This window comes from Martelella sp. FOR1707 (assembly GCF_053484265.1).
Map to the genome: position 1 here is coordinate 829,797 of NZ_JBAKFP010000002.1, position 24,325 is coordinate 854,121.

25 protein-coding genes and 2 tRNA genes are annotated in these 24,325 nt (G+C 61.0%); 13 read left to right on the top strand and 14 right to left on the bottom strand.

Annotated elements, in window-relative coordinates; translation table 11 throughout:
- Positions 1-60 precede the first annotated feature (60 nt).
- From V6765_RS07870 to V6765_RS07880, 3 genes are all read left to right on the top strand, one after another.
- Entirely contained in the window at positions 61-501 is a 441-nt protein-coding gene (locus V6765_RS07870; RefSeq protein ID WP_448427555.1) for a hypothetical protein, read from the top strand.
- Positions 494-2,299, top strand: coding sequence for a prohead protease/major capsid protein fusion protein (locus V6765_RS07875; RefSeq protein ID WP_448427556.1), 1,806 nt, complete (start codon positions 494-496; stop codon positions 2,297-2,299). The genes V6765_RS07870 and V6765_RS07875 overlap by 8 nt, the downstream gene beginning before the upstream one ends.
- Before the next feature lie 229 nt (positions 2,300-2,528).
- Positions 2,529-2,921 (top strand): hypothetical protein, encoded by a 393-nt coding sequence (locus V6765_RS07880; protein ID WP_448427557.1) that lies wholly within the window; start codon positions 2,529-2,531, stop codon positions 2,919-2,921.
- On the opposite strand, the gene V6765_RS07885 is transcribed toward V6765_RS07880, so the two are convergent.
- The 6 genes from V6765_RS07885 to V6765_RS07910 all read right to left on the bottom strand — a co-directional run bounded on the left by V6765_RS07885 (position 2,918) and on the right by V6765_RS07910 (position 9,829).
- On the bottom strand, positions 2,918-4,219 hold the full coding sequence (locus V6765_RS07885) for a tyrosine-type recombinase/integrase (RefSeq protein ID WP_448427558.1): 1,302 nt from the start codon (positions 4,217-4,219) through the stop codon (positions 2,918-2,920). The genes V6765_RS07880 and V6765_RS07885 overlap by 4 nt on opposite strands.
- A gap of 350 nt (positions 4,220-4,569) precedes the next feature.
- Entirely contained in the window at positions 4,570-4,995 is a 426-nt protein-coding gene (locus V6765_RS07890; protein ID WP_448427559.1) for a PACE efflux transporter, read from the bottom strand.
- 174 nt (positions 4,996-5,169) lie between these two features.
- A complete protein-coding gene (locus V6765_RS07895; RefSeq protein ID WP_448427560.1) occupies positions 5,170-6,330 on the bottom strand; it encodes a GGDEF domain-containing protein in 1,161 nt (386 codons plus the stop codon).
- A 436-nt stretch (positions 6,331-6,766) separates the two neighbouring features.
- Positions 6,767-7,987 carry a glycosyl transferase gene (locus tag V6765_RS07900; protein ID WP_448427561.1) on the bottom strand — a complete coding sequence of 407 codons (1,221 nt, stop codon included), beginning with the start codon at positions 7,985-7,987 and terminating at the stop codon, positions 6,767-6,769.
- Between the two features lie 182 nt (positions 7,988-8,169).
- Positions 8,170-8,937 (bottom strand): HAD-IIB family hydrolase, encoded by a 768-nt coding sequence (locus tag V6765_RS07905; protein ID WP_448427562.1) that lies wholly within the window; start codon positions 8,935-8,937, stop codon positions 8,170-8,172.
- 10 nt (positions 8,938-8,947) lie between these two features.
- A complete protein-coding gene (locus V6765_RS07910; RefSeq protein WP_448427563.1) occupies positions 8,948-9,829 on the bottom strand; it encodes a TrmH family RNA methyltransferase in 882 nt (293 codons plus the stop codon).
- Positions 9,830-10,052: 223 nt separating this feature from the next.
- Here V6765_RS07910 and V6765_RS07915 point away from each other — a divergent pair.
- The 4 genes from V6765_RS07915 to tuf all read left to right on the top strand — a co-directional run bounded on the left by V6765_RS07915 (position 10,053) and on the right by tuf (position 13,178).
- Positions 10,053-10,137, top strand: a tRNA-Tyr gene (locus tag V6765_RS07915).
- Positions 10,138-10,249: 112 nt separating this feature from the next.
- Positions 10,250-10,323 (top strand) — tRNA-Gly (locus V6765_RS07920).
- 372 nt (positions 10,324-10,695) lie between these two features.
- Positions 10,696-11,886: a GGDEF domain-containing protein gene (locus V6765_RS07925; protein ID WP_448427564.1), complete on the top strand. Its 1,191-nt coding sequence runs from the start codon at positions 10,696-10,698 to the stop codon at positions 11,884-11,886.
- 116 nt (positions 11,887-12,002) lie between these two features.
- Entirely contained in the window at positions 12,003-13,178 is a 1,176-nt protein-coding gene (gene tuf / locus V6765_RS07930; protein WP_448427565.1) for an elongation factor Tu, read from the top strand.
- A 103-nt stretch (positions 13,179-13,281) separates the two neighbouring features.
- On the opposite strand, the gene V6765_RS07935 is transcribed toward tuf, so the two are convergent.
- Genes V6765_RS07935 through V6765_RS07945 form a run of 3 tightly spaced genes read right to left on the bottom strand, consistent with a single transcriptional unit; the run spans position 13,282 to position 15,167 of the window.
- Positions 13,282-13,821, bottom strand: coding sequence for a chloramphenicol phosphotransferase CPT family protein (locus V6765_RS07935; protein WP_448427566.1), 540 nt, complete (start codon positions 13,819-13,821; stop codon positions 13,282-13,284).
- 13 nt (positions 13,822-13,834) lie between these two features.
- The gene (locus tag V6765_RS07940) at positions 13,835-14,239 is read right to left on the bottom strand and encodes a VOC family protein (RefSeq protein WP_448427567.1); all 405 of its coding nucleotides are present in this window, start codon (positions 14,237-14,239) and stop codon (positions 13,835-13,837) included.
- Between the two features lie 4 nt (positions 14,240-14,243).
- Positions 14,244-15,167 carry an AEC family transporter gene (locus V6765_RS07945; protein ID WP_448427568.1) on the bottom strand — a complete coding sequence of 308 codons (924 nt, stop codon included), beginning with the start codon at positions 15,165-15,167 and terminating at the stop codon, positions 14,244-14,246.
- A 105-nt stretch (positions 15,168-15,272) separates the two neighbouring features.
- Between V6765_RS07945 and V6765_RS07950 the strand changes: the two genes are divergently transcribed.
- Positions 15,273-15,446 (top strand): hypothetical protein, encoded by a 174-nt coding sequence (locus V6765_RS07950; RefSeq protein ID WP_448427569.1) that lies wholly within the window; start codon positions 15,273-15,275, stop codon positions 15,444-15,446.
- 4 nt (positions 15,447-15,450) lie between these two features.
- Here the strand turns inward: V6765_RS07950 and ruvX are convergent, their stop codons facing one another.
- Positions 15,451-15,927: a Holliday junction resolvase RuvX gene (gene ruvX, locus V6765_RS07955; RefSeq protein WP_448427570.1), complete on the bottom strand. Its 477-nt coding sequence runs from the start codon at positions 15,925-15,927 to the stop codon at positions 15,451-15,453.
- A gap of 112 nt (positions 15,928-16,039) precedes the next feature.
- Between ruvX and V6765_RS07960 the strand changes: the two genes are divergently transcribed.
- The 4 genes from V6765_RS07960 to V6765_RS07975 all read left to right on the top strand — a co-directional run bounded on the left by V6765_RS07960 (position 16,040) and on the right by V6765_RS07975 (position 19,615).
- A complete protein-coding gene (locus V6765_RS07960) occupies positions 16,040-16,744 on the top strand; it encodes a metal-dependent hydrolase (protein WP_448427571.1) in 705 nt (234 codons plus the stop codon).
- Positions 16,745-16,816: 72 nt separating this feature from the next.
- Positions 16,817-17,104, top strand: a complete 288-nt coding sequence (gatC, locus tag V6765_RS07965; protein ID WP_448427572.1) for an Asp-tRNA(Asn)/Glu-tRNA(Gln) amidotransferase subunit GatC — start codon at positions 16,817-16,819, stop codon at positions 17,102-17,104.
- A 42-nt stretch (positions 17,105-17,146) separates the two neighbouring features.
- Entirely contained in the window at positions 17,147-18,628 is a 1,482-nt protein-coding gene (gene gatA / locus V6765_RS07970) for an Asp-tRNA(Asn)/Glu-tRNA(Gln) amidotransferase subunit GatA (RefSeq protein WP_448427573.1), read from the top strand.
- A 192-nt stretch (positions 18,629-18,820) separates the two neighbouring features.
- Positions 18,821-19,615 carry a M23 family metallopeptidase gene (locus tag V6765_RS07975; protein ID WP_448427574.1) on the top strand — a complete coding sequence of 265 codons (795 nt, stop codon included), beginning with the start codon at positions 18,821-18,823 and terminating at the stop codon, positions 19,613-19,615.
- A 54-nt stretch (positions 19,616-19,669) separates the two neighbouring features.
- Here the strand turns inward: V6765_RS07975 and V6765_RS07980 are convergent, their stop codons facing one another.
- From V6765_RS07980 to V6765_RS07995, 4 genes are all read right to left on the bottom strand, one after another.
- Entirely contained in the window at positions 19,670-20,443 is a 774-nt protein-coding gene (locus tag V6765_RS07980; RefSeq protein ID WP_448427575.1) for an IclR family transcriptional regulator, read from the bottom strand.
- A 67-nt stretch (positions 20,444-20,510) separates the two neighbouring features.
- Positions 20,511-21,872: a TRAP transporter large permease gene (locus tag V6765_RS07985; protein ID WP_448427576.1), complete on the bottom strand. Its 1,362-nt coding sequence runs from the start codon at positions 21,870-21,872 to the stop codon at positions 20,511-20,513.
- 10 nt (positions 21,873-21,882) lie between these two features.
- Entirely contained in the window at positions 21,883-22,551 is a 669-nt protein-coding gene (locus V6765_RS07990; protein ID WP_448427577.1) for a TRAP transporter small permease, read from the bottom strand.
- 91 nt (positions 22,552-22,642) lie between these two features.
- Entirely contained in the window at positions 22,643-23,878 is a 1,236-nt protein-coding gene (locus V6765_RS07995; RefSeq protein ID WP_448427578.1) for a TRAP transporter substrate-binding protein, read from the bottom strand.
- Positions 23,879-23,995: 117 nt separating this feature from the next.
- On the opposite strand from V6765_RS07995, the gene V6765_RS08000 reads away from it, so the two are divergent.
- On the top strand, positions 23,996-24,313 hold the full coding sequence (locus V6765_RS08000; RefSeq protein ID WP_448427579.1) for a lycopene cyclase family protein: 318 nt from the start codon (positions 23,996-23,998) through the stop codon (positions 24,311-24,313).
- Positions 24,314-24,325: the final 12 nt, after the last annotated feature.

The window sequence follows — 24,325 nt, forward strand, 5'->3', positions numbered from 1 at the left end:
ATATTATTTGATTGAATACTATTTATGTATCATTTTTTGTTATGATATATGAGGCGGAAGTTGCAGCGAACAGATGAATTAAGCTTGCGGCAATCACAAATCGCTCGAGAGCTGAAGGTTGTGCCGATGGAGGTGATGCGCATCGCCACGGCGGTGGGTATCAGGAGAGGTCGTCCGCTCAGTTTGAGCGATGGTGCCAGCATAATTGTGGCCAGACACCTCAAAGAAATGGGGTTCACTTTTTCTGTTGCAACGAATCTCGTCGCCGAAGCACGGGATATTGTCAGATTTCTTTGCGCCGATCAAAAACGGAAAGGGTGGATCATCCTTGTCGACTGCGGAGGGTGCGCATTCCGCTTGCACGCCATTTCTGATCGGCACCTGGTGGCAATACTCGAGCGGTTTCCAGCAGCTCCTATCATCCCTTTACATGCAATGGTTCAAGGCGCTCTGGAGCGTCTGAACACGCCGAAAGCGCAGAGGAACCGGTCCCATGCCTGAACTTCTCACTCGCGCCACCGGACGGCTCTCAAGCTTCGACCCCGAAACCCGCACGATCGACGCAGTCCTTGCCACGGAGACGCCTGTGCGCCGCCGGTCCTTCGAGGACGGCCTTTTTGATGAGATACTCGTGTGTGCACCGGCAGCGCTGGACACCGCCCGCATGGACTCGATGGCGCTCCTCGATAGCCACGACAGTTGGTCGATCGATTCCCGCCTCGGAACCGTGGTGCCTGGTTCGCTTCGGTTCGAAGGCCGGCAGGCCATCGTCACAATCATGTTCAGCCGCAACGAACGGGCCGACGCTCTGATGCGTGACCTTGAGGACGGGCATAGGCTCTCGGTATCCGTCGGCTACCGCATTCTGGATGTCGAGAAGACAGAGGCGCCGAGCGGCGGTGTTGCGACCGTGCGCGCCACGAAGTGGCAGCCGATGGAGCTTTCCGTCGTCGCAGTACCAGCCGACCCCAATGCACAAACCCGCCAATTCCCCAGAGAGGAAAACCCCATGACCGAAACGCAGACCATCACCCGTGCTGAAAAGAAGCGCATCGCCGAAATCCACGCCGTTGCTCGTATGGCCAAGATCGATGTTGCGGACGACCTCGTCACCCGCGCGATCGAGGAAGATACGTCCGTCGATGGCTTCCGCGACGTCGTCATTGAACACCTCATGGCGCGCGAAAACGAGACTCCGACGAACGGACTCGTCATCCCGCGCACTACCGGACACACGAACCTCGAAAGCCAGGTTGCCGCCCGCACCGATTCTCTCGTCGCCCGAATGACCGGCAGAGCGCCAGAGGGCGAGGGCCGCGCTTTCATGGGCGCCACCCTCATGGACCACGCTCGCGGCCTCCTGGAGGCCCGCGGCGTCAATACGAGCATGATGTCGAGGGAAGAGATCCTCGGCTATCGTGGCATGCACACTGCATCCGATTTTCCGCTTCTCCTGCAGGCGGCCGGCGAGCGTGTTCTCATGAGCGCGTATCAACTGGCAGAGTCGCCGCTGAAGTCGGCTCTTGCTCGCCGTGGCACCGCGACCGACTTCCGCCCGAAAACCAAACTGAAGGTCTCTGACGCCGGACTGCTGGAAAAGGTATCCGAAAGCGGAGAAATCCGGGCAACCACCCGCGCCGAAAGTGCCGAGTCCTACGCGGTGGAGTCCTTCGGCCGGATCTTTGCTCTCAGCTTCAAAGCCATCGTCAACGACGACCTTGGCGCGTTTGGCGACTGGAGTACTCAGGCGGGCCGAATGGCGGCTCAGACCGAGGCCAAGCTCCTGTTCGAGCTTCTGGTCGGCGATGCTGGCAATGGCCCTGTGATGGGCGAGGACAACAAGACCCTGTTCCATGCCGGCCATGAAAACCTTCTGACCGGCGCTGCGCTGGATGTCGCTGGTCTTTCGGTCGCACGCAAGAGCTTCCGCGGCCTGAAGGCGCCCGGAGGCGAGAAGATCAGCGTCGCCCCGAAATTCCTCCTCGTCGGGTCCGAGCTGGAGACCGATGCCGAGAAGGTCTTAGCCGTGCTGGCAGCCAATACCGTCAGCGAGCAGAATCCGTTCGCCGGCAAGCTTGAACTGGTCGTGGAGCCGCGCATCGAAGACAAGTCCTGGTACCTGTTTGCCGACCCCGCCGCCCAGCCCGTCTTCGAATGGAGCTACCTCAGCGGCTACGAAGGCCCCCAGATCGACAGCCGCGATGGCTTCGAGCGTCTCGGCACCGAATTCCGTGCCGTCCTGCATTTCGGCGCTGGCGCGATCGACTGGCGCGGCGCTGTCCGCAATCCGGGCCTGTGAGCCCAACCCAACGTGGAGCGCCTTGTGGTGCTTCGCGCTTGAGGTGGGCGGGTAACCGCCTTCCTCCGTCGCGCCGGTGATCGTGACGGTTCAAAACAATCACCCGGAAGCCAGCCGACTCACCTCGGTCGAGGTAAGTGATAACGACACATCCGCCGAAAGGCACGCTCCCCTGGACCCCGCAGCCCCTATGCGGGAGGGCGGGGAGCATCCACGAAAGGGGAAGCGCATGTCCATATTCGACCGTCTCGACCGCGTTGCAAGCCGCACCGTTGACCGCACCTTCGCGGTGGGCGCTACGGTTGATCCTATGACCCACCCACCCAATGGACGCCCCATGAGTGATTCTCAGCGAGAAGAGATCCTGCTCAAGGGGGTGTTCTCGGAAGCATCTGAATATGCGCAGATCGAAGAGGGCGCGCGCGATCGCAATGGCAACGACTTCCGCACGCTCGTGCATGGCCAGCGTTTCGAGTTCTCGGTCGACGTGGTTCGATATCCCGCCGCGAAGGATATCCGCCAAGGGGACCGGCTGACGCTGGACGATGCGAGACGGTTCGAAATCAGCACCGTCGAGCCGGATGGCATGAGTCGGGTCGTTTTGAAGCTGGTCCGTGCTTAGCCTGTTCTGCTCATTTTTGTGACATTATCGGGGCGCTGCTTCCCCGTAACAATCTCCTCCAGCAACGCCCCCCATGCATCGAGCGCATGCCGCTTTTGTGGCAGATAGTCGTTGCGGTCGTAGTGGATACCAGTGACCGCCGCGGCTCCACCCGTATCGCTGCTGTGAGCGAGCACCATCGACACTACAAAACGCGCTACGCCAATCCTCTCGCTGGTCATCATTGTGGCCCCTGTTCGTCTCAGGTCATGCGGTGTAGCTGGCTCCATCTCAAGAGCCGTGACAATTCGCTTCATGGCTTTGCTCAACAGGTGGGAGTCCACAGGCGCCGGCTTTTCAGATCGCGACGATTCAAACACATACTCCACCCCGCCAATTTCGTGCCTTGCAGCCGCCAGCACTTGCATTGCCATATCGTTGAGCGGAACCGCATGAGCGCGCTTGCCTTTCATCCGACCAGCCGGAATAGACCATACCCGGCTTTCCAAATCGAACTCGCTCCACCGTGCACCCATAACCTCGCCACGGCGCTGCAGCGTGGCAGCGGCAAACCTCAGAGCAATTCCCATGTGCCTCGGCAGCGTCAGCTTGTCGAAGCTCTCCGGCGACACACAAGCCTTCCAGAACAGTTTCAGTTCGTCGTCTGTCATCACCCGTTCGCGAGGGACGGAGGAGGGGGCAGAGATCCCCATGGCAGGGTTTGAATCGATCATGCCCATGCTCACGGCAAAGCTCAGCAACTGCCTGATCACGTTCCGAACGTGCCGGCCATTCGAATTGGAGAGTTTTGTCTGTTTCGAAACAAAGTCACGGATTTCAACACGGGTCAATTTGCTGACCGGTATTTTGCCGAAGGTGGGTTCAACCAGCTTTGTGAAAATGCGCTGTTCCTCGCGGATTGTGCTTGCCCGCTTTGGCTTCGACTTGGAGCCGCCCCTGTGCGTCCCCTCTGTTGCCGCTTCAAAATAGGCCTCAGCGAGGCCCGAGATCGTGTTTAGTCTCTGGCGCCGCTGTTCGGCCCTATTGGCTTGCTCCAGCGCAACGAGGTCCGCTCCAGACGATATCGCACCCTTGGCTCTGCGCGCTTCCTCGCGAGCTCTGGCGAGGCCTATGGCTGGATATTTGCCGAGACTTTTCCGGCGCTGCTCTCCTGCCTGGTTTCGATATCGCACCGACCAACTCTTAACGCCGGTCTCCGTGATGCGAAGAATGAGGCCGGGTTCAATGTCATCTCTGATTTCGGTTCGCTTGCCTGCCTCGGCAACGGCGTTTCTCACGAGGTTGTCAGTGAGCTTCATAGGCGATTTCCTTCCGTCGCGGCCCCCCAATCGGTTACAATTGCCAGAGTCTGGGAACCGCTCTGGGGGCACACCGGGGGCACAAAATAGCTGCGTCTCTCTGCATCATCTTGCACGAGCCTGCATCGCCGGTAAAGCTATATCACCTGAAAACAATGGCTTTATTCATTTTCTGGCATTTCTGTGCACTGCTATGCACAGCTCCCATATCAGACTACGAATCTGGGGGTCGGGAGTTCGAATCTTCCCGAGCGCGCCATTTCCTCATCAAGACAAATTTGGAATGTCCTCTCGCCTCACGAGGCAAGCCGACGTATGGTTGCTCTCCGTACGCTCTGGCGCGTTTGCCGCTATTCCTCCGCCCATTCCGGCAGCGGAAACACCATGTCATAGGCCCAGTTGAAGACGAGCGCATAGACCATGTAGAACAGCGCGAAGGATATATCCATCACCAGCGCCTGCCACAGCGATATGCCGAGATACCAGGCGATGAACGGCATCAGTACGATCAGCAGGCCGGTTTCGAACAGGACCGCATGGACCACGCGCGACGGAAATGCCTTCTCCGTGGTGGCGAACAGGCGCTGCATGATGTGGTCGAAGATATAGTTGTAGACCATGTTCCAGAGAGCGGCGAGCGTGGCGCTTACGACGCCCACCACGCCGATGTCGTGCATGGACATGCCGAAGACGAAGGCGCCGAGCGGAACGACCAGAAGCAGGCCGATAACCTCGAAACTGAGCGCATGGCGAAGGCGATCGAGAGGGGAGCGCATGGGCAACCTCAAATGAGATGCCGGGTCGTCCCGGCAGTTGTCCAATTCGGGGAGGTCGTCCTCACAGCGACGGAGGTAGCGTCCGCCATGCCCCGTTTCAAGGGCCGGCATAGTGAAGTGCGAAAAAGATTGCTTCGTGCATTCTGAAAGAACGAGACCCGCAGGACGCGCCGGTCACGGCAGCGCGTTATCCTGGTTCACGACACGATTGCGGCCGCCCCGCTTGGCGACATAAAGACGGGTGTCGGCGTTCTTGAACAGGGCGTTCCAGCTTTCGGATGGTTCGCGGGTCGCGACGCCGAAGCTCGCGGTGACGCCAGTTGCACCATCCGGCAGGCCGTAGTGATGCGCTTCCACGGCGGCCCGCAGGCGTTCGGCGAACTGCAGCGCCGCCTCGCTGTCGGTACCCGGCATCAGGATCGCGAATTCCTCGCCGCCCAGCCGCCCGATGATGTCGTGCTTGCGGGCATTCTGGCGCAGGACCGCGCCCACTTCCCTCAGGACCACATCGCCCTGATCGTGACCGTAAATATCGTTTATGCTCTTGAAGTGATCGATGTCGCAGAGAACGAGGGACACCGGATTGTCGATAACCGGCAATTCCAGCTCGATCCGGTCTCCGAAACCGCGCCTGTTCAACACCCCGGTCAGGGCGTCATAGTCACGCTCGCGCCGCAAATCGTGCAGCACATCGGAAAAGGCCGCAAACAGCAGCGTGAGCGCCAGTGCCGCGGCGAGGAGACCGACGGAGAAGAGCATGGCCTGCCAGAATACGGAGTTTGCAAAGGCGGCCGCACCGGGTGCGATCCAGCTGCCTGTGGTCAGCAGGGTTCTTGGAAAGAAGTGAAGGGCGAAGAGCAAAAGGACCCAGAAGAGAACGCGATCGACGGGGCGCGGCGCCGGACGCTTCGCAAGGGGGACCGTTGCCGACAGCATGATCAGGCCATAGCCGAAATGCTGGACGTAAATGCGGGCGGTCAGATTCCGGTCGATATAGAAGAAATACCAGAGCAGCGCCATGATGACCGCGAATACGGCCAGGCAAAGCCACCAGTTGAATGGCTTTCCGGCGCGCAGGAGTATGCCCTGCACGGTTAGCAAGACGGCAAGCGTGTAGAGTGCGCCGGAAACAAGGGCGTTCGCTCCAACGCCGGGAGGCCAGCCGAGAATTTGCGAGAGCGAGCCCAGCGTGAACAATAGGCACGACAGCGCTAGCACAGGCAAATAACGCAGCCGCCTTTCGATCAGCCAGAACACCGCAAAGGCGAGGCTGAATGTCAGAACGATGCCCGGACCCGTCAGGGAAAGGATTGTTCGCGCTACCACAGTATTCATTGGGGCTCGGGTTTTTGAAGTAAACAGCGAAAGGAAATCAAAATCGGAGAGGGCTGGGTCCTCTCCGGATTGTCGTCGGATACTCGTATAGATTGTTTTCGGCTTAAAAGTAAGCTTCCGGTTCTATCATATTTCGATGACGACGCTTTTGTGGTGCGGGCGGAAAGAAATTTTGAGGTCAATTAGATCAGTTCTGCTTGAAAGGAAAGCAATTATGTTTGTCTGGACTCACCGTTACATGCGCGCCTGATCCGGAATCCAGAGTCATTTGTTGTTTGGAAAAAGTGCCAATGCCTACAGCGGTTTACGCTACCGGTCTCGGGCTGTTGTGGAGGGAGAAAGTGCCGTTTTCAGGCCATGGTTCCCTCAACCAAACGACCCGCTGCGGATGGCCGCGACGGGTCGTTTTGCGAGAAATCGATTTTTTGCAGAGGGGTCAGCCGTATTCCGCCATATCGGCCGCGACCGCTGCCTGCATCTCGTCCAGCACGTCGGGGAGCGCGCTCAGGACCCGGTTCCAGCGCGGCATCAGCGGCGTTGCGTCCGGGGTTTCAAGGAAGGCGTTGCCGGCTTCCGTCAGGTTGGTCGCGAACAGTTCGACAGCCTGTTCTTCCTTGTGCCGGTCGGTGGAAAGCCCGTTCATGCGGGCGTCGTTGTGATAGGTTTCCACCAGATCGAGCGCGGTGCGGAAATAGGCGGCCTTCACTGTTCTCAGCGTCTCCTGCGAGAAGGTGACGCCGTCTGTCGCAAGCTTCCGGAACACGGTCTTGCAGATGTCGGTGGACATGCGCGACAGGCCCTGCCGGGCATCCTCCTGGGAGAGCGGCTGGTGCTTGTGATCGTAGGCGTCGGAGATATCCACCTGGCAGATGGCGTTGTTGGAGTAGTTGCGCCAGAGTTCCGACAAAACGCCGATCTCGAGGCCCCAGTCCCACGGAATGCGGATATCGGGCAGAATATGCGTGCGCATCGCGAATTCGCCGGCGAGCGGATAGCGGAACCCCTTCAGGTAGTCGAGATAGGGCTGGTGGCCAATGGTCTTTTCCAGCGCCAGCAGAAGCGGCGTCACCAGAAGCCGGGTCACGCGGCCGTTCAGCGAGCCGTCGGCGATGCGCGGATAGTAGCCCTTGGCGAACACATAAGGAAAGGCCGGGTTGGTGACCGGGTAGACCAGCCGGGCCAGCATCTCGCGCGAATAGGTCACGATGTCGCAATCATGCAGCGCCACCACGGAGGAGTTGCGCGCGCCAAGAACATAGCCGATGCAGTACCAGACATTGCGGCCCTTGCCGGGCTCCTCCGGCGCCAGCGACGCTTGGCCGAGCCGGTTGTGAACGGCCTGCATGCGCGGCCCGTCATTCCACAGTACGGCGTGCTGCTGGGGCAGGCGGCTGAAATATTTCAGCGCGTAGCGATATTGTTCCTCATCGGCGCGGTCGAGGCCGATGACGATGTTGGAGATGTAAGGCACCTCGGTGAGGTGCTTGACGATGTTGTCGAGCGCCTCGGCCTCCAGTTCGGAAAACAGCGAGGGCAGGATCAGCGTGATCGGGCGGGTCGCCGAAAAACTCGACAGCTCGCGTTCCACGCGATGGAGCGAGCGTTCGCGCAGATTGTGAAGCGTCGCGACGACGCCGTTTTGATGAAAGTCAGCCATGGCGACGCTCCTGATTTTTGTGCTTGCGGCAGCGCCGGAAAATGGCTGCCGAGTGGAATATGTATCAGAGCGGGCGGCTTTCAACGCTGCGAGGCCGCTCGATCGTCATTGTTAAGCGGCAGCTCCACGAAGGACGTGTGGTGCCGTCCGGGCGCGAACCGCTCATCTATTTACCAACTATATTATGCCAATAATTGCAATATCATGTCATTCCAGCCGTAAGGGCCCGGACGCTCGGACCGGGTGATGAAACCCGCGCGCTCGCGATCCGAAACCGGCATTTCGGCATGGGCGGGATTGGCGATGATGAAGCCCCGGTCGGCGGCCTCCAGCATGGCCGCATCATTGGGCGCATCGCCTAGCGCCACGGTGGAGATCGGCTCATCCGAGGTTTCCGTATAGTGGCGGGCAATCTTCGCCATCGCCTCGGCTTTCGAGGTCTTCGGCATCAGCGTGAAGAACCGGCCGCCCTGGACCGCCTGAAATCCATGCGCGTCAAGGATTGCCGAAAAGGCGGCGCGCTCGTCCTCGCTGCCGGACCACGGGCCCGGTTCGGAAAAGCGACGCTTTCGGGCAAGGCGGGCGTTCTCCAGCGTCATGCCGGTCTTTTCGGCGACCTCGGCATCGCTCCAGTCGCCGAACCCTTGATAGTGGCGCCGCAAATCGGGGTCCATGGAGGATAGCACCGCACGCAGCCTGTCATAGACGCCGTCGTCGTCGGCCGCGCCGCCGGGCCAGTTGACGATGCCCGCTCCGTTTTCCACGATCATCGGGTGGTCGATGCCGATCGCGGCGGCGATCGGCCGCATCTCGGCCTCGGTCTTGGAGCTTGCGAGAATGAGCGGGATGCCGCGCGCCTTCAAAAGCTCCAGCGCCGGGCGGGCCGGCTCGAACGAATAGGTCTCGTGGTCAAGCAGCGTGCCGTCGAGATCAGTGAAGACGATGTGCATCCTATGCCCCTTACGCGTTGCCGCTCCTGGCAAGAAACTGCCGCGCCGCGTAAAGCGAAATCGCCGAGGCATTGGAAACATTGAGCGATTTGATCTCGCCGGGCATGTCGAGCCGGGCGAGTGTGGTCACGGTCTCGCGGGTCTTCTGGCGCAGGCCCTTGCCTTCCGCGCCGAGCACCAGCGCGATCTTGTCGCCGCGGAGGCTCTCCTCCAGCACGGCGGGCCCCTCCGAATCGAGACCGACGGTCGTGAAGCCCATGGCGCGGAGTTCATCCAGCGCCTTGGCGAGATTGGTGATCTGGATATAGGGAATATATTCCAGTGCCCCGGAGGCGGATTTGGCGAGCACGCCCGATTCGGCCGGGCTGTGGCGCATGGTGGTGATCACCGCGCCGGCGGCAAAGGCGACGGCGGAACGCAGGATCGCACCGACATTATGCGGGTCCGTCACCTGATCGAGCACCAGGAGCAGCGGGCTGTCCTGAAGCGCATCAAGCTTGCGCACAGGAAGCGTGCGCGCCTTCAGCATCACGCCCTGATGGATCGCGTCCTCGCCGAGAATGTCGTCGATCTCCTTCGGGCGCACGATCTCCACCGGAAGGTCTGCCGGCAGCTCCAGCCCGTCGGTCAGGCGGGCAAGCGCGTTCTGGGTGATCTTGAGCGCGATCAGCGTGCGCTCCGGGTTTTCGATTGCCGCGCGCACGGTATGCAGCCCATAAAGCAGCACCTCGTCGTCGGCCACCGGCAGCGGGCCGGCCGGTCCGCGCTTGCCCTGTCGGGTCGGGGCAGGGGGCAGGTCACCGCGCGCGCGCTTGTTGTCGCGGTGGGCGCGTCGGAGCTTGGCGTAGTGGCTGTCTTTGGCGGAGCCGTCGCGGTCGTGTTTCTTGTTCATGGTTTTTTTATAGAGCGGCGGGCCGCTTCCGGCTAGACGGTTGGTGCCGGTTTTGCACTGCGGCGCGCCCCCATCGCGGGCCAGATGATTTTTCGGCGGATTTTCTGAAGCGCCGTGTTGACAGAGCGTCATCAGCCGGTCATATACGCGGCGCAGATCGAAGCGGGCCGGCGATGCCGGCGCGGTAGCGATCGGCGGCATGGCCGCCATCCAGGCTGGTACTGGAGGAGTGCGTGAGTGGTTAAAACGGACGGACTGTAAATCCGTTGACTTAGTCTACGTTGGTTCGAATCCAACCTCCTCCACCACCGGACCTGGGACCTGATCCGAGCGGAGCGAGAACCGGCGGATCATGCAGGCAAGTTGCAGGTTGGAACGCCGATCCGAGTGTATCGAACCGAAACGCTCTTCTTAAGTTCCGCGGGTATAGCTCAATGGTAGAGCAGCAGCCTTCCAAGCTGAATACGCGGGTTCGATTCCCGCTACCCGCTCCAATCCATCTCTCTTTCGCAGCGCAAGCATTGTTTCATCGCCCTGACGGCGGCGGCGATTAAGTTGCGCCATGCCATTGCACTCCTCAATGAAATCACGTAAAGGTTGTATTTCGTTGTGATGTGTTTTTACGAGGTTGCAGGATGGGGGCATGAACCGGGCAGGCGTGGAGCGAAAGCGCCTGCGGGGATTGACTTGAACCACCGTTTCTTTTGAATAGACCGGAGTTCAACCTGTTCCAGGTTTATGCCGACCGATTGGAGTGGACCGACTGCGCCGTCGCCGCTCCTGCAGTCCCTGACGCATAAAGGTTTCGGTCGTCGCGGTTGCAGCAGCGTGATGAATTTGATGGGGTTCTCCGGCCGGTGGATATCATGCAGTCATTGATCGTGACGGGTGGGCTGGCGATCCTGGCAGCCAGTTTCGTCCTGGCCTGGTTTACCGGCGGCAGGCCGCGTTATCTGATGCTGTTCGCGCTGGCGCTGTTGCTGGTCGACGTCGCCTTCATAGGCATGTTTCTCCGTCCTTTGCTGCCGGACGATATTGCTCTGCCCTTCAGCAACATGGCTTTCATCGCCACGCAGATCATTTTCGGGGAATCCCTGCTGCAGCGGCGGGGCAAGTCGTTCGGGCGGACGTTTATAATCGGCATGTTCGTTCTGCTCAGCGCAGTCTATGTCACGCTCTATTTCACATCGACGCTGGAGATCCGCACTGCCGGCATCAATATCGGCCTGATCGTTGTCTTCGCCGTCACGCTCAAGCATATCTGGATTCGTCGCGACGACACCATTCACGACAAGCTGATCTTCTGGACCTTCATCACCCTTGGCCTGATGCACACCATCCGCACGGCCGGCGTGTTCTTCAATCAGGACATCGCCAATCCGCAGTCGGTCTTCTGGGGCTTCCTGCAGCTTTATATCCTGCTTCTGGCGATGATCCTGACGCTTGAGATACTGGCCTCCCATTTTGTGGAACGACTTGAGACGGCGAACACGCTGCGGGATCGCGATCACCTCACCGGTGTGCTCAACCGGGCCGGTTTCGAGCGCGCGGTAGGCGCCATCTATGCCGGGCGAACGCGGGTGATGGTGAGCCTTGTGTTGATCGACATCGACGAGTTCAAGGCGATCAATGACGCGCTCGGCCATCCGGTGGGCGATGCGGTGCTCCGGCGCGTCGGCGCGGTGCTGATCGATCAGTCGCGCGCCGGCGACATTGTCGGGCGCATTGGCGGCGACGAATTCGCGATCCTTGCCGTTGATCTCGGGGCGGAAGGGGCGGGGGCGCTCGGCGAGCGCATTCGCCGGCGGCTCGACGAAGATGCCGCTTCCGGTCAGGGCCGGCAGCTTGCCGCCCGCTGCAGCGTGGGCGCAGCGACCATCAACATCGAACGCGGCTACGAAACCCTCTATGAAGCCGCCGATGCGGCGCTTTACGAGGCCAAAAGGCTGGGCCGCAACCGCGTTGTGAACGGTTCGCCCGACATGGGCCGGGAGGCAGAGCAGGGCGTCGGACGCGTGGTGCCGTTCGTATCCGAGCGGCGGCGCACGGACATCTGACGCGCTTTCGGGCGCTTGCCAGATTTTGTCTTGCTTATTGCTTCCGAAAGCCTTAAACGGCGGCACTAAACCGGTTCGCCGGGGCATCCGTGTTACCAGTTACAGGAAGCATTCACATGGCAAAAGCAAAGTTTGAGCGGAGCAAGCCGCACGTAAACATCGGCACGATCGGCCACGTTGACCATGGCAAGACGTCGCTGACGGCAGCGATCACGAAGTATTTCGGCGATTTTCGCGCGTATGACCAGATCGACGCTGCTCCGGAAGAAAAGGCCCGCGGCATCACCATCTCGACGGCGCACGTCGAGTATGAAACCGACAAGCGTCACTACGCCCACGTCGACTGCCCCGGCCACGCCGACTATGTGAAGAACATGATCACCGGTGCCGCCCAGATGGACGGCGCGATCCTGGTCGTGTCCGCTGCCGACGGCCCGATGCCGCAGACCCGCGAGCACATCTTGCTTGCCCGTCAGGTTGGCGTTCCGGCGATCGTCGTGTTCCTCAACAAGGTTGACCAGGTCGATGACGAAGAGCTTCTCGAGCTCGTCGAAATGGAAGTCCGCGAACTGCTCGACTCTTACGAGTTCCCCGGCGACGAAATCCCGATCATCAAGGGTTCGGCCCTGGCTGCTCTCGAAGATTCGGACAAGAAGATCGGCGAAGACGCCGTTCGCGAACTGATGGCTGCCGTTGACGACTACATCCCGACGCCCGAGCGTCCGGTGGACCAGCCCTTCCTGATGCCGATCGAAGACGTGTTCTCGATCTCCGGCCGCGGCACGGTCGTGACCGGTCGCGTCGAGCGCGGCATCATCAAGGTTGGCGAGGAAGTCGAGATCGTCGGCATCAAGGACACGCAGAAGACCACGGTTACCGGCGTTGAAATGTTCCGCAAGCTGCTCGACCAGGGCCAGGCCGGCGACAACATCGGCGCGCTTATCCGCGGCGTTCAGCGCGATCAGGTCGAACGCGGCCAGATCCTGTGCAAGCCCGGTTCGGTTACCCCGCACACCGTGTTCAAGGCAGAAGCCTACATCCTGACGAAGGACGAAGGCGGCCGTCATACGCCGTTCTTCACCAACTACCGTCCGCAGTTCTACTTCCGCACCACGGACGTGACCGGTGTTGTCACGCTGCCGGAAGGCACGGAAATGGTTATGCCGGGCGACAACGTCACGGTTGACGTCGAGCTGATCGTTCCGATCGCGATGGAAGAAAAGCTGCGCTTCGCCATCCGCGAAGGCGGCCGCACCGTCGGCGCCGGCATCGTCGCCTCGATCATCAAGTAAGACTTGATCGAACGAAATTTGAAAGCCCCGCCAGAGCGATCCGGCGGGGCTTTTTTATTGGCGCTTTCGTTCGAATGCGCCCTCGGCAATCGACCATTTCTCGTCAGGTCGGCCGTGAGAAATCCGAGACACGGCGGCCCGATCGCCATTCGTTCAGGACAGTTTCGGTATTATATTCAATTCCGTCCTCCGACTGGATTTCCAGATCGTAATTTTTGCCGGCGTGGATTGTTTCGTAATCCTGCTTGGCGCTGCCGATTGCCCTGTCACCGCGGGCTCTTTCACGCTCGATAAGGACAGGCAGCGGACAGTGGATGGCGACAAAATAGACATCGAAGGGGGCGAGTTGGCGCTGCAGTGTCTCGTGCCATCCGTCTGTATCGAGAATGTGCTCTACAATTAGATTGTTGCCGGCGTGTGCGTAGGCGGCCAGTGAGGCATGGAAACCGGCGAAAAACGATGACCGGCTTTCGCGCCAATCAAAATCGCCGTTCTTGAACCGCTCCGTCGGCAGCACGCCTGAATCGCGCAGGTGATCGATCGAGATATGCCAGAATGGCTTTTCGATTTTTGCCTGTATGTGGCGGGCGAGCGTGGATTTTCCGCTGCTCGATGCTCCGTGCAGAAAAATGATCTGGCTCATATTTTAGTCGCCTTCATGAAGACCCGAGTTCGCCATACCGGTTATCACATCGGCTCCCCGATCTCGACAATGTGCCCGTCCGGATCATGGCACGAAACACCTTCTGCCCCCAGGCCTGGGCTTCGATCGGGTGGATCACGGTCTTCTGCGGCATGCTCGCAAACATCGTCTCCAGTTCGTCGGTCTCGAAATAGAGGACGAGATTGCCGCGGCCGTAGCGGCTTCGATCGGCGGCAGGCGCGCCGAACATGGTCGCCTCCAGCGCCGGGCCGGTATGGAGCGCTAGTCCGTTTTCGAGCTGGATGAAATCGCCGTGATCCTGCGCGATCGTCTGGCCGAGCAGATCGCAATAGAAGGCGAGCGACCGTTTCATGTCGGAAACGAAGACGAGCGTATTGATGAAGACCGGCCTTGCCATGGTCTCAGCCGCCTACGAGCAGCAGGGCAATTGGCAGCGTGATGATCGATACCACCGTTTGGACGGTCACGACCGCGGAATAGAGCCGGGCGTCGCCGCCGAGCTGGCGGGCGAGCACATAGCCGTTCATGGCGGTGGGAACGCTGGCGCCGAGCACCATAACGGTGAGCGTCATGCCGGTGATGCCGAAGGCGGTGGCAAGGGCGTAGGTGACCAGCGGAAACAGGATCAGCTTCAGTGCCACCGGCAGCATAACCATCGGCTTTGGCCTCAGCGCGTCGGCAATCACCAGTCCCGCGCCGACCAGAAGCAGGCCCATGCCGAGCGCCGCGCGGGCAAGCAGATCGAGGGCGGCATAGAGCGGGTCGTAGATCGGTATGCCCAGAACGTTGATGATGATCGAGACGAGTGCTGCGATAATCATCGGATTGGTGACGACATTGCGCACCATCACCCTAATGTCGGTCTTTTCCTCCGAAAATGAGACCAGCACGAGAACATTGATGATGTTGAGCGGCACGATCGTCGCCGTCATCATCAGCGAGATCACCGCCATGCCCTCAAGGCCGGCAAATTTGTCGGCGATCGCGAGCGCCACGAACGCGTTCCAGCGGGTTGTCGTCTGAAACACGGAGGTGAAGGCCGGCCGGCTGAGGCCGGTGCGCTTCAGGATGGGCCAGAGCGCGATTGAAAGCGCGGTTATCGCAGCGACGGCCAGGAGCGCAACCCAGCCGATGCTGCCGGCGTCGAGCGAGGAAAAATCCGCGCGTGCCAGCGTGGTGACGAGCAATGCCGGAAACAGCACATAGTAGCCGAGCTGATTGAGGCCGGACCAGAACGCCTCGCTGAACAGCGGAACGCGCTTCAACACCGCACCGAAGGCGATGACGAGGAAGATCGGCAGGACGCTTTCGAAGATGAGGAGCATGCGGTTTTCCGGCTGTGAGTTGTGCTGCGGTTAACTTTGGCGAGGATCATTGCTTGCCAGATGGCTGCGGTTTCTGCCAGAGATAAGACGCAAAGGATAAAACAAATGCAGGAAGTCCGCTTGCGGCGTTATCAGGTGGCGATACTGGGCGTGTGTCTCGCATGCCTGCCGGTGGAACTCGCCGTCAGCGGCGCGATCCTGCTCGCGATCGCTTTCGTGGATTACATGTTCGATCCCCACCGCATGATGCGCGGCGATCTGGAGCCGATGCAGGAATAGCCCGTCATTGCTGCCGGGCGATGGCCGCCATGCGGTCGAGCGCGCCTTGCAGGATAAACGAGGCGGCCGCCGAATCGATCCGCTCGGCGCGTTTCTGGCGCGAGACATCCATTTCCAGCAGCGCGCGCTCCGCCGCCACCGTCGACAGCCTTTCGTCCCAGAAACAGAACGGCAGGTCGGTCTTCTGCTCCATGCTGCGCACGAAGGCCCGGGTGGCCTGCACGCGCGGCCCGGCGCTGCCGTCCATGTTCATCGGCAGGCCGATTATGAAACCGGCGACCCGTTCCTTTTCGGCAAAGGCGAGCAGGGTCTCTGCATCACGGGTGAACTTGGTCCGTTTCAGCACCGGGCGCGGCGTGGCGAACCGCCGTGACAAGTCGGAAACGGCAAGGCCGATCGTCTTGGTGCCGAGATCGAGCCCGGCAATGGCTTTGGAAGGGCCAAGCGCCGCAGCCAGCTCTTCAATGGTGAGGACTGTCATCTGTTTTCTTGGGTTTTTCTTCGCGCCTTTTGCCACGCTTTGATGGAAAATGACGCGCTATCGCATTAGGTGTTGGGAAGAACACTTAACGCCAGCAAGGAGGAAAAGCAAAATGAAGCTGACCTGGCTCGGGCATTCCGCGTTTCGTCTGGAAACCGCGAAGGCAACCATTCTCATCGACCCGTTCCTGAGCGGCAATCCGTCGTTCGAGGGCCTTGATCGCGATGCTGCGGTCAAGGGCGTCACCCATATCCTGCTGACCCACGGGCACGGCGACCACCTTGGCGATACCGTTCCGATCGCCAAGGAAACCGGCGCCACCGTGCTTGCCAATGCCGACCTTGCCGCCTGGCTTGGCACGAAGGGCCTTACCAGGCTGGAAGCCGGCAATACCGGCGGCACTGTCGATTTCGGAAGCTTCACCGTCACTTTCACCAACGCGTTGCATTCCTCCGCCTTCCTCACCGAAGACGGCGTTTCCCATGCGCTCGGCAATCCGAACGGGCTGATGCTGCATATCGATGACGAGCCGACGATCTACCACATGGGCGATACCGATATCTTCGCCGACATGGCGCTGATCAACGAGTTGCACGCCCCGCAGGTGGGGCTGGTGCCGGTCGGCGATCGCTTCACCATGGGCGGCGCGGTGGCGGCGCTTGCCTGCCAGCGCTATTTCAACTTCGAGACGGTGCTGCCGATCCATTACGGCACGTTCCCGATCATCGACCAGACGCCGGAGTCCTTCGTCACCGGCATGGCCTCGGGGCCGACGGAAGTGCTGACGCCGAAACCGGGCGAAACGGTCGAACTCTGATCAATTGCCCCGTTGCGAAGGGCGGTCACGCCCTTTATAGCGTCAGGGACAGATTAGAACCGGAGAGCTTTCATGTCCGTAGACACCGCGACCGTAAAACGTGTTGCCAAGCTGGCCCGCATCGCCGTCGATGATGAGGCGGCCGAGCGCATGACCGGCGAGCTGAACGCGATCCTCGGTTTCGTCGAACAGCTTGGCGAGGTCAATGTCGATGGCGTCGAGCCGATGACCTCGGTGATGCCGATGGCGATGAAGAAGCGCGAGGACGCCGTCACCGATGGCGACAAGGCCGACGATATCGTCGCCAACGCGCCCGAGACCGAGCGCAATTTCTTCCTGGTGCCCAAGGTCGTCGAATAGACGCCCGAAGCCTCTCCCAGCGACCGCAACAAAGTGACGCACATGACCGAACTGACCAGCCTGACCATTGCCGAGGCCCGCGACAAGCTCAAGGGCAAGGAAATCACCGCGACCGAGCTCACCGCCTCCTATCTGAAGGCGATCGACGAGCACAATGCCGCGTTCAACGCCTACGTCGCGGTCACCCATGAACAGGCGACGGCGATGGCCAAGGCCTCCGACCTGAAGCTCTCGCAGGGCACGGCCGGCGCGCTGGAAGGCATTCCGCTCGGCGTCAAGGATCTGTTCGGCACCCGCGATGTACATACCCAGGCGGCATCCCACATTCTCGACGGGTTCAAGCCGAAATATGAATCGACGGTGACCCAGAACCTCTGGGATGACGGCGCGGTGATGCTCGGCAAGCTCAACATGGATGAGTTCGCCATGGGCTCCTCCAACGAGACCTCCTATTACGGGCCGGTGATCAATCCGTGGAAGGCCAAGGGCTCGAACATGGATCTGGTGCCGGGCGGCTCGTCCGGCGGTTCGGCGGCGGCTGTGGCTGCGCATCTTTGCGCCGGCGCGACGGCAACCGATACCGGCGGCTCGATCCGCCAGCCGGCGGCGTTCACCGGCACGGTCGGCATCAAGCCCACCTATGGCCGCTGCTCGCGCTGGGGCGTGGTGGCGTTCGCCTCCTCGCTCGATCAGGCGGGTCCGATCGCGCGCGATGTGCGCGATGCGGCGATCCTGCTGAAATCCATGGCGAGCGTCGATGCCAAGGACACGACCTCGGTCGACCTGCCCGTGCCGGATTACGAGGCCGCCATCGGCCAGTCGGTCAAAGGCATGAAGATCGGCATTCCGCGGGAATACCGCGTTGACGGCATGCCGGAGGAAATCGAGAAGCTCTGGCAGCAGGGCATCGCCATCCTCAAGGATGCAGGCGCCGAGATCGTCGATATCTCGCTGCCGCACACCAAATACGCGCTGCCGGCTTATTACATCGTCGCGCCCGCCGAAGCCTCTTCCAATCTTGCCCGCTATGACGGCGTCCGCTACGGCTTGCGCGTGGACGGCAAGGACATTGCCGACATGTATGAGAAGACCCGCGCCGAAGGCTTCGGCAAGGAGGTGCAGCGCCGCATCATGATCGGCACCTATGTGCTGTCCGCCGGCTATTACGACGCCTATTACCTGAAGGCGCAGAAGGTGCGCACGCTTATCAAGCGCGACTTCGAAAACGTGTTCGCCGAAGGCGTCGACACCATCCTGACGCCGGCAACGCCATCGGCCGCCTTCGGCATCGCCGATCAGGATATGGCGAACGATCCGGTCAAGATGTATCTCAACGACATCTTCACGGTGACGGTCAACATGGCCGGCCTTCCCGGCATCTCCGTGCCTGCCGGCCTCAATCCCAAGGGCCTCCCCCTCGGCCTCCAGCTCATCGGCAAGCCGTTCGAGGAAGAGACGCTCTTCCGCACGGCGGCCGTGATGGAGCAGGCAGCGGGCAAGTTCACGCCGGAGAAGTGGTGGTAATCCGCTTGTGATTTCTGAGCCCGGCGGCGCGGTCTGCCGGGTTTTCTTTGTCTTGCAGACGACCTTGCGCGTACCCTGAATCTGGGTCATTTTGCGGCATTCTCGGGACCTCTTTTTCCCGCCATGTCCGCGTGACAATTCCGCCATCTTCAAAGGGCTCTTGCCGGCCAAAACTGATTTGGAAGGCAAAGTTTGAAAACGTTTCCCCTGGTGATGCTGGCGGCCGTTGTGGCGCTGTCGGCCTGTACGCCTGCGCTCTCGCCGCAGAACGAGACCGCGGCGATCGATCATTTCGTAAGTCCGCTGGAAGGCAAGTCGGAGGCCGACGGTGCTGCCGGTCCCGATGACCGACTGCGGTTGTCCTACGCCGCGGACAAGCCCGCCCAGACATTGACGGCGGCCTCGAAGGCGCTCGACATGGTGCTGCAACTCGGAAGCAACAAGATCAGCGTTTATCGCTACCGCGATCCGGAAAGCGGGAAGGCCGGCTATTTCGATGGCGACGGTAACCGGCTTGGCCAGTATCTCTTGCGCAATCCGGTGCCCGATGGCCGGGCGACATCGGGCTTCGGCCCGCGGCATCATCCGGTGCTCGGCTATTCGCGCATGCATGCGGGCGCGGACTGGGCGGCTCCGGTCGGCACGCCAATCTATGCCGCCGCCGACGGCACGGTGACCTTTGCCGGCTCCCACGGCGGCGATGGCAAGATGATCGAGATCGATCACGGGCACGGCTACAAGACCAGCTACAGCCATCAGAGCAAGTTCGCTGCGGGCGTTTCGGCGGGCAGCCATGTGGAGCAGGGCCAGTTGATCGGCTATGTCGGCAAGTCCGGCCTCGTCACCGGCGCGCATCTGCACTACGAGGTCTCGATCAACGGCCGCAAGGTCGATCCGCGAAAGGTGCACTTCATCCGCGAGGGCAGGCTCGAAGGCACCGCGCTGGCGAAGTTCAAGGACTATGTAAACGGAGACGACGACGCCTGAAGACACTTCGGGGTGTCGGCGGAGGCCTGCACGCGTGAGCGACCTGCCTCAGGTTCACTCCGCCGGACTGGTGATCAGCGCCGAGAGCTTTGCCGAGGCCTCGTTCAAGAGGCCGACATGGCCGATTGCCTCTTCCAGTGACAGGCGCTGCAGGGGGGCGTGGAAGGAAAGCGACGAGACCAGGCGGCCGAAGGCATCGCGGATCGGCACAGCGACGGCGATCATGCCGTCCATGAACTCCTCGTTGTCGGTGGAATAGCCGTTCTTGCGGATGCGCTGGATTTCGGCCATCACCGCCTCGGGCGTGGTCATGGTGTTGGCCGCACGCGGCGTCAGTTCGGCTGCGTTCAGATAGCCTTTCAGATGCTTGTCATCGAGCGAACTCAGATAGATTTTGCCGGCGGATGTGCAGTAGAACGGCACGCGCGAACCCACGGGCAGCTGGATCCTCAGCGGCCATTTGGTCTCCACGCGCTCCAGATAGATCATCGCGTCGCGGTCCGGTAGCGAGATGTTGCAGGTCTCGTTGATCTGTTCGGCCAGCGCCGTCAGGATCGCCTGACGGGCGGTGCGGATCCTCAGCGACGACATGATGCCCGCCGACATGATCCGGAGACGGCTGCCGGGCGAATAGCCGCGCCCGTCGATCTCGCGCTGGATGAAGCCCTGGGCCTCGAGCGTGGAGAACAGCCGGTGGATCGTCGGCTTCGGCAGGCCGAGCGCCTGGTTGACTTCCGTCGGCGTGACCGGCGCGCCCGCTTCGGCGAGCGCCTCCAGCACCATCAGCAGGCGAAGGTTTGTCGGTATCTGGCCGGTCTGATCATCCACTGGGTTGCCACCGTTCACATTGGTCATTTCGGTTGGTCCGGGAACGGCATCGCCACTCCCGGCGGCATTATCTGTTCGGGAGTAGCATTGTCGAAAGCGAGGGCACAAGCGCCACCAGTATCCACACGGCGATAAGCGCCAGGATATAGGGATAGATATAGCGCAGTATCCTGAAATAGGAGACGCCGGTCACGCCCGATGCCACGTAGAGGTTCAGCCCGTAGGGCGGGGTAATGAAGCCGATCGAGGCGCCGACCAGGAAGATCACCGCGAACTGGATCGGATCGACGCCGATCGAGGCCGCGATCGGCGCGAGGATCGGGGCCATGATGATCGTGGTCGGCAGGCTCTCGAGCACCATGCCGGTAACGAACACGATCGCCATCGCCGTGAACAGCACCGGATAGTAGCCGCCCATGGAACGCACGAAACCGCCGATCGCGTCTTCCGCGCCCATGACCGAGAGGATCTGCTGCATGACGACCGAAATCGCGATCAGCGGCGCCAGAATGCCGGTGATCTGGGCGGAGCGCAGCGTGATCGACGGAATATCGATCGGGCTGAAGCCGCGCACCACCAGCATTTCGCCGTAGCTGCGTTCGCTCGGCGGGCGGTCCTCGCTCGGCGAACCCATCATCTTGTGCAGCGGCAGGCTGATGAAGCCCACGACGACGCAGAAGGCGACGGTCACCGCTGCGGCCTCAGTCGGCGAGAACTTGCCGGTGTAGATGCCCCACAGCACGATGCCGATGGCGAAGAAGCCGAGCCAGGAGCCGACGGCGGTCTTCAGGACGCGCGACGGCTGCAGACGGATCAGATGGCCCCAGCCATTGATCGAGCAGATGACCCAGCAGAAGGCCATCATCGCAAGGCCCATCAGGAGGCCCGGAATAATGCCCGCGACGAAAAGCTCGGAGATCGGCAGGTTCATCAGGAAGCCGTAGACGATGAAGATGATCGACGGCGGAATGATGATGCCGAGCGTGCCGCCGGCGGCGGCCGTTGCCGCCGAGAAGCGCTCGTCATAGCCGCCCTTCTTCATTTCCGGATGCAGCATGGAGCCGATCGTGGCGGTGGTCGCCGAATTGGATCCGGAGATCGCGGCGAAAAGTCCGCAGGCGCCGATCGCGGCCATGGCAAGTCCGCCACGCAGCCAGCCGAGGCAGGAATAGGCGAAATCCGACATGCGTCGCGCAATGCCCGACTGGTTGATCAGGTCTCCGGTCAGGATGAACAGCGGCATGGCAAGCAGCGCGAAGCCATCGGTAAAGACATCGGAAAGCGCGGAGCCGAGATTGTCGAGCGGCAGTCCGAGCAGCAGGCTCATGCCGATGACCCAGATGCCGATGACCAGCAGAACGGGGACGCCAAGCAGAAAGACGCCGGTCGCGCCGAGAGAAATAAGTGTGATCCAGAGAGAATCGGACATCTAGGGCTCCTCAGTCGCCGAATTGGGTCGTGGCGGAAATCAGCGGGGCGCCGGTCCGGTAGTTCTGATAATCGATCGCGAGATTCTCGAAGGCGCGTCCGGCCATGAGCATGAAGCTGATCGGGACGGAGGTCAGAAGCCACCATTGCAGGACATTGTCGGTGCCGAGCAGAATCTGGAAATTGGCGGCGGAGTTGAAGACCACCCGCGTCGAGGTGACGATAACCACCCAGGAAAACAGCAGCCAGAGCGCGGCATCGAGCACGAGGCATGCGAATTGCCCGGCGCGCGGCAGCATGCCGCGAAACTCTGCAAAGCTCAGGTGATTGCGAAACTTCATGTTATAGGCGCAGCCGGCCCATGTCATGATCAGAAACAGGAAGGGCGGCAGCGTGGTCGACCAAGGCGCCTGCACCGAAAAAACGAAACGTCTGACCACTTCCACCGCGAGAATGGTGGCGATCAGGAGGTAGGACCAGATCATCACCGTCTTTTCGAGATGCCGTTCGAGGAAGGGCAGGCGGGCGTAGATAAACGCCACCAGCAGGCCGCCCACAATCGTCACAACCAGACCAACGAGCCATGCGCCATCGGAGCGCATCGCCTCGCTGATCGTCCAAGAATCCCAGCTTCCGATCGCCGTGACGATCGACCAGGCTCCGCCAAACAACGAATCCAAGGTCATTCTCCTCCCAAAATGCGGGCATGATTGCCAACAGCCGGCAGTCCTCCTCGAAATGCCGGCTGCAATCTTGTTTTACCGGGTCAGGTCAGCTCTTCCACCAGCGGCGCGGCTCGACGTTTTCGGGCTTCATGTCGGCCGGCACCTGCCGTGCGATGGCGCTGATCTCGGTGTAGGTGTCGATGCCGCCGGCCCAGTTGTTGAGGCGCTCGCGCCACTGTTCCCACGGTTCCGGATTGTATTCCGGCGAGCACATTTCCTCGGCCATCTTGATCTGGTCGTCGGCGAGGAAGGCCGGGCGGACGTTGTTGTCGGCGAACACCGTATTGGGAAGCTGCGGATCGGAGAAGCCGACCGTCTTCACGAGCGCGGCCTCGTTCGCGCCCTGGATCACGGCCTGGGTGAAGTAGGACGATTCCATCACGGCGTCCTGCACTTCCGGCTCGAAACTGTCGAATACCTTGGCGTTCATCGAGGTGTGCTCGGTGCCGCAGAAGAATTTCAGGTCGACCGATTGCGAGACCACCGGCGCCATATTGGCGTAGGCCACGGCCGATGCCCAGGTTTCCGCACCGTCGATAAGACCCTGCTTCAGCCCGTCCAGCGTCTCCTCCCAGGCGATCGGAACCGGGTTGAGGTTCAGAAGCTGCATCGCGATGCGGCCGAGCTGGGTGCCGGTGACCCGGTTCTTGGTGCCGAACAGTTCCTCGAGCTTGGTGATCGTCGGCTTGTCGGAATATTTGAGCCCGAGCTGGATGCCGCGCAGTTCGCAATGGGTAAACAGGAATTTCAGCCCGTGGCGCTTTTCCAGCGGGTCGCGCAGGATGCGCTGCGATTCCGGGCTATAGAAGAAGTGATACTGCGAGGCGCGGCCCGGGAACATATAGGCGTAATCGAGCACGTTCAGATAGGGCGCGCCGCCGGCCGAGTTCTGGGTCGACGCGGTGTAGATATCGACAATGCCGAGCTGGGTTTTTTCGACGCAGTTGAGCTGACCGCAGATCTGGTTGTCGCCGATGAACTCGACCCGGACCAGCCCGTTGGTGCGCTCTTCCAGGTCGCGGGCAAATTCCAGGCAGCCGACGCGTTCGATCAGCGTGTTCTGGGCATTAAAGCCGGCCGCGCCGTATTTCAGCGTGTATTTCGGTTCATTACCGAAGCGTTTTTCGTATGTGGATTCAACGGCTTTCGCCAGGCTCGGCAGCGTTACCACGCCCGCCATGGAGCTTGCCGCCAACAGCGTCGAGCTCAACCCGAAACGTCCCGATAATTTGAAAAGATCGCGGCGCGATATGTTGCGCAGCTTCTCGTCCAGTCCCGACATTTTCTTCCCTCCCTATGAAAAAATGAGACTTGCGGTATCGAAATCAATCATATATCGAATGCCCTTGCAAGATACTTTCGTCGCTTCGGCGGCAAATTCAGGGCTTGAGGGGGGCTCATGGAGCGGCTGGAAGCAGATTATGTGATCGTCGGCGCGGGTTCCGCCGGCTGCGTCATCGCCAACCGGCTGAGCGCCGACCCGAATGTCAGCGTCGTGCTGCTGGAGGCGGGACCGGCGGATCGCAATCCGTGGATTCACATTCCGGTCGGCTATTTCAAGACCATGCACAACCCGACGGTTGACTGGTGCTACAAGACCGAACCGGATCCCGGCCTTAACGGCCGCGGGGGGGGCGGGGCGCGGGGGCCGGGGGGGGGGGGGGGCGCCCCCCCCAACCGGGGGGGTTTAGTTCGCGGCCACTCGAGCGCCAAATAACCTGTGACTTAT

Excerpts from the sequence above, each read along its gene's own strand:
- V6765_RS07875 (WP_448427556.1), top strand. The coding sequence starts at position 494 with ATGCCTGAACTTCTCACTCGCGCCACCGGACGGCTCTCAAGCTTCGAC.
- V6765_RS07880 (WP_448427557.1), top strand. The coding sequence starts at position 2,529 with ATGTCCATATTCGACCGTCTCGACCGCGTTGCAAGCCGCACCGTTGAC.
- V6765_RS07885 (WP_448427558.1), bottom strand. The coding sequence starts at position 4,219 with ATGAAGCTCACTGACAACCTCGTGAGAAACGCCGTTGCCGAGGCAGGC.
- V6765_RS07890 (WP_448427559.1), bottom strand. The coding sequence starts at position 4,995 with ATGCGCTCCCCTCTCGATCGCCTTCGCCATGCGCTCAGTTTCGAGGTT.
- V6765_RS07895 (WP_448427560.1), bottom strand. The coding sequence starts at position 6,330 with ATGAATACTGTGGTAGCGCGAACAATCCTTTCCCTGACGGGTCCGGGC.
- V6765_RS07900 (WP_448427561.1), bottom strand. The coding sequence starts at position 7,987 with ATGGCTGACTTTCATCAAAACGGCGTCGTCGCGACGCTTCACAATCTG.
- V6765_RS07905 (WP_448427562.1), bottom strand. The coding sequence starts at position 8,937 with ATGCACATCGTCTTCACTGATCTCGACGGCACGCTGCTTGACCACGAG.
- V6765_RS07910 (WP_448427563.1), bottom strand. The coding sequence starts at position 9,829 with ATGAACAAGAAACACGACCGCGACGGCTCCGCCAAAGACAGCCACTAC.
- V6765_RS07925 (WP_448427564.1), top strand. The coding sequence starts at position 10,696 with ATGCAGTCATTGATCGTGACGGGTGGGCTGGCGATCCTGGCAGCCAGT.
- tuf (WP_448427565.1), top strand. The coding sequence starts at position 12,003 with ATGGCAAAAGCAAAGTTTGAGCGGAGCAAGCCGCACGTAAACATCGGC.
- V6765_RS07935 (WP_448427566.1), bottom strand. The coding sequence starts at position 13,821 with ATGAGCCAGATCATTTTTCTGCACGGAGCATCGAGCAGCGGAAAATCC.
- V6765_RS07940 (WP_448427567.1), bottom strand. The coding sequence starts at position 14,239 with ATGGCAAGGCCGGTCTTCATCAATACGCTCGTCTTCGTTTCCGACATG.
- V6765_RS07945 (WP_448427568.1), bottom strand. The coding sequence starts at position 15,167 with ATGCTCCTCATCTTCGAAAGCGTCCTGCCGATCTTCCTCGTCATCGCC.
- V6765_RS07950 (WP_448427569.1), top strand. The coding sequence starts at position 15,273 with ATGCAGGAAGTCCGCTTGCGGCGTTATCAGGTGGCGATACTGGGCGTG.
- ruvX (WP_448427570.1), bottom strand. The coding sequence starts at position 15,927 with ATGACAGTCCTCACCATTGAAGAGCTGGCTGCGGCGCTTGGCCCTTCC.
- V6765_RS07960 (WP_448427571.1), top strand. The coding sequence starts at position 16,040 with ATGAAGCTGACCTGGCTCGGGCATTCCGCGTTTCGTCTGGAAACCGCG.
- gatC (WP_448427572.1), top strand. The coding sequence starts at position 16,817 with ATGTCCGTAGACACCGCGACCGTAAAACGTGTTGCCAAGCTGGCCCGC.
- gatA (WP_448427573.1), top strand. The coding sequence starts at position 17,147 with ATGACCGAACTGACCAGCCTGACCATTGCCGAGGCCCGCGACAAGCTC.
- V6765_RS07985 (WP_448427576.1), bottom strand. The coding sequence starts at position 21,872 with ATGTCCGATTCTCTCTGGATCACACTTATTTCTCTCGGCGCGACCGGC.
- V6765_RS07995 (WP_448427578.1), bottom strand. The coding sequence starts at position 23,878 with ATGTCGGGACTGGACGAGAAGCTGCGCAACATATCGCGCCGCGATCTT.
- V6765_RS08000 (WP_448427579.1), top strand. The coding sequence starts at position 23,996 with ATGGAGCGGCTGGAAGCAGATTATGTGATCGTCGGCGCGGGTTCCGCC.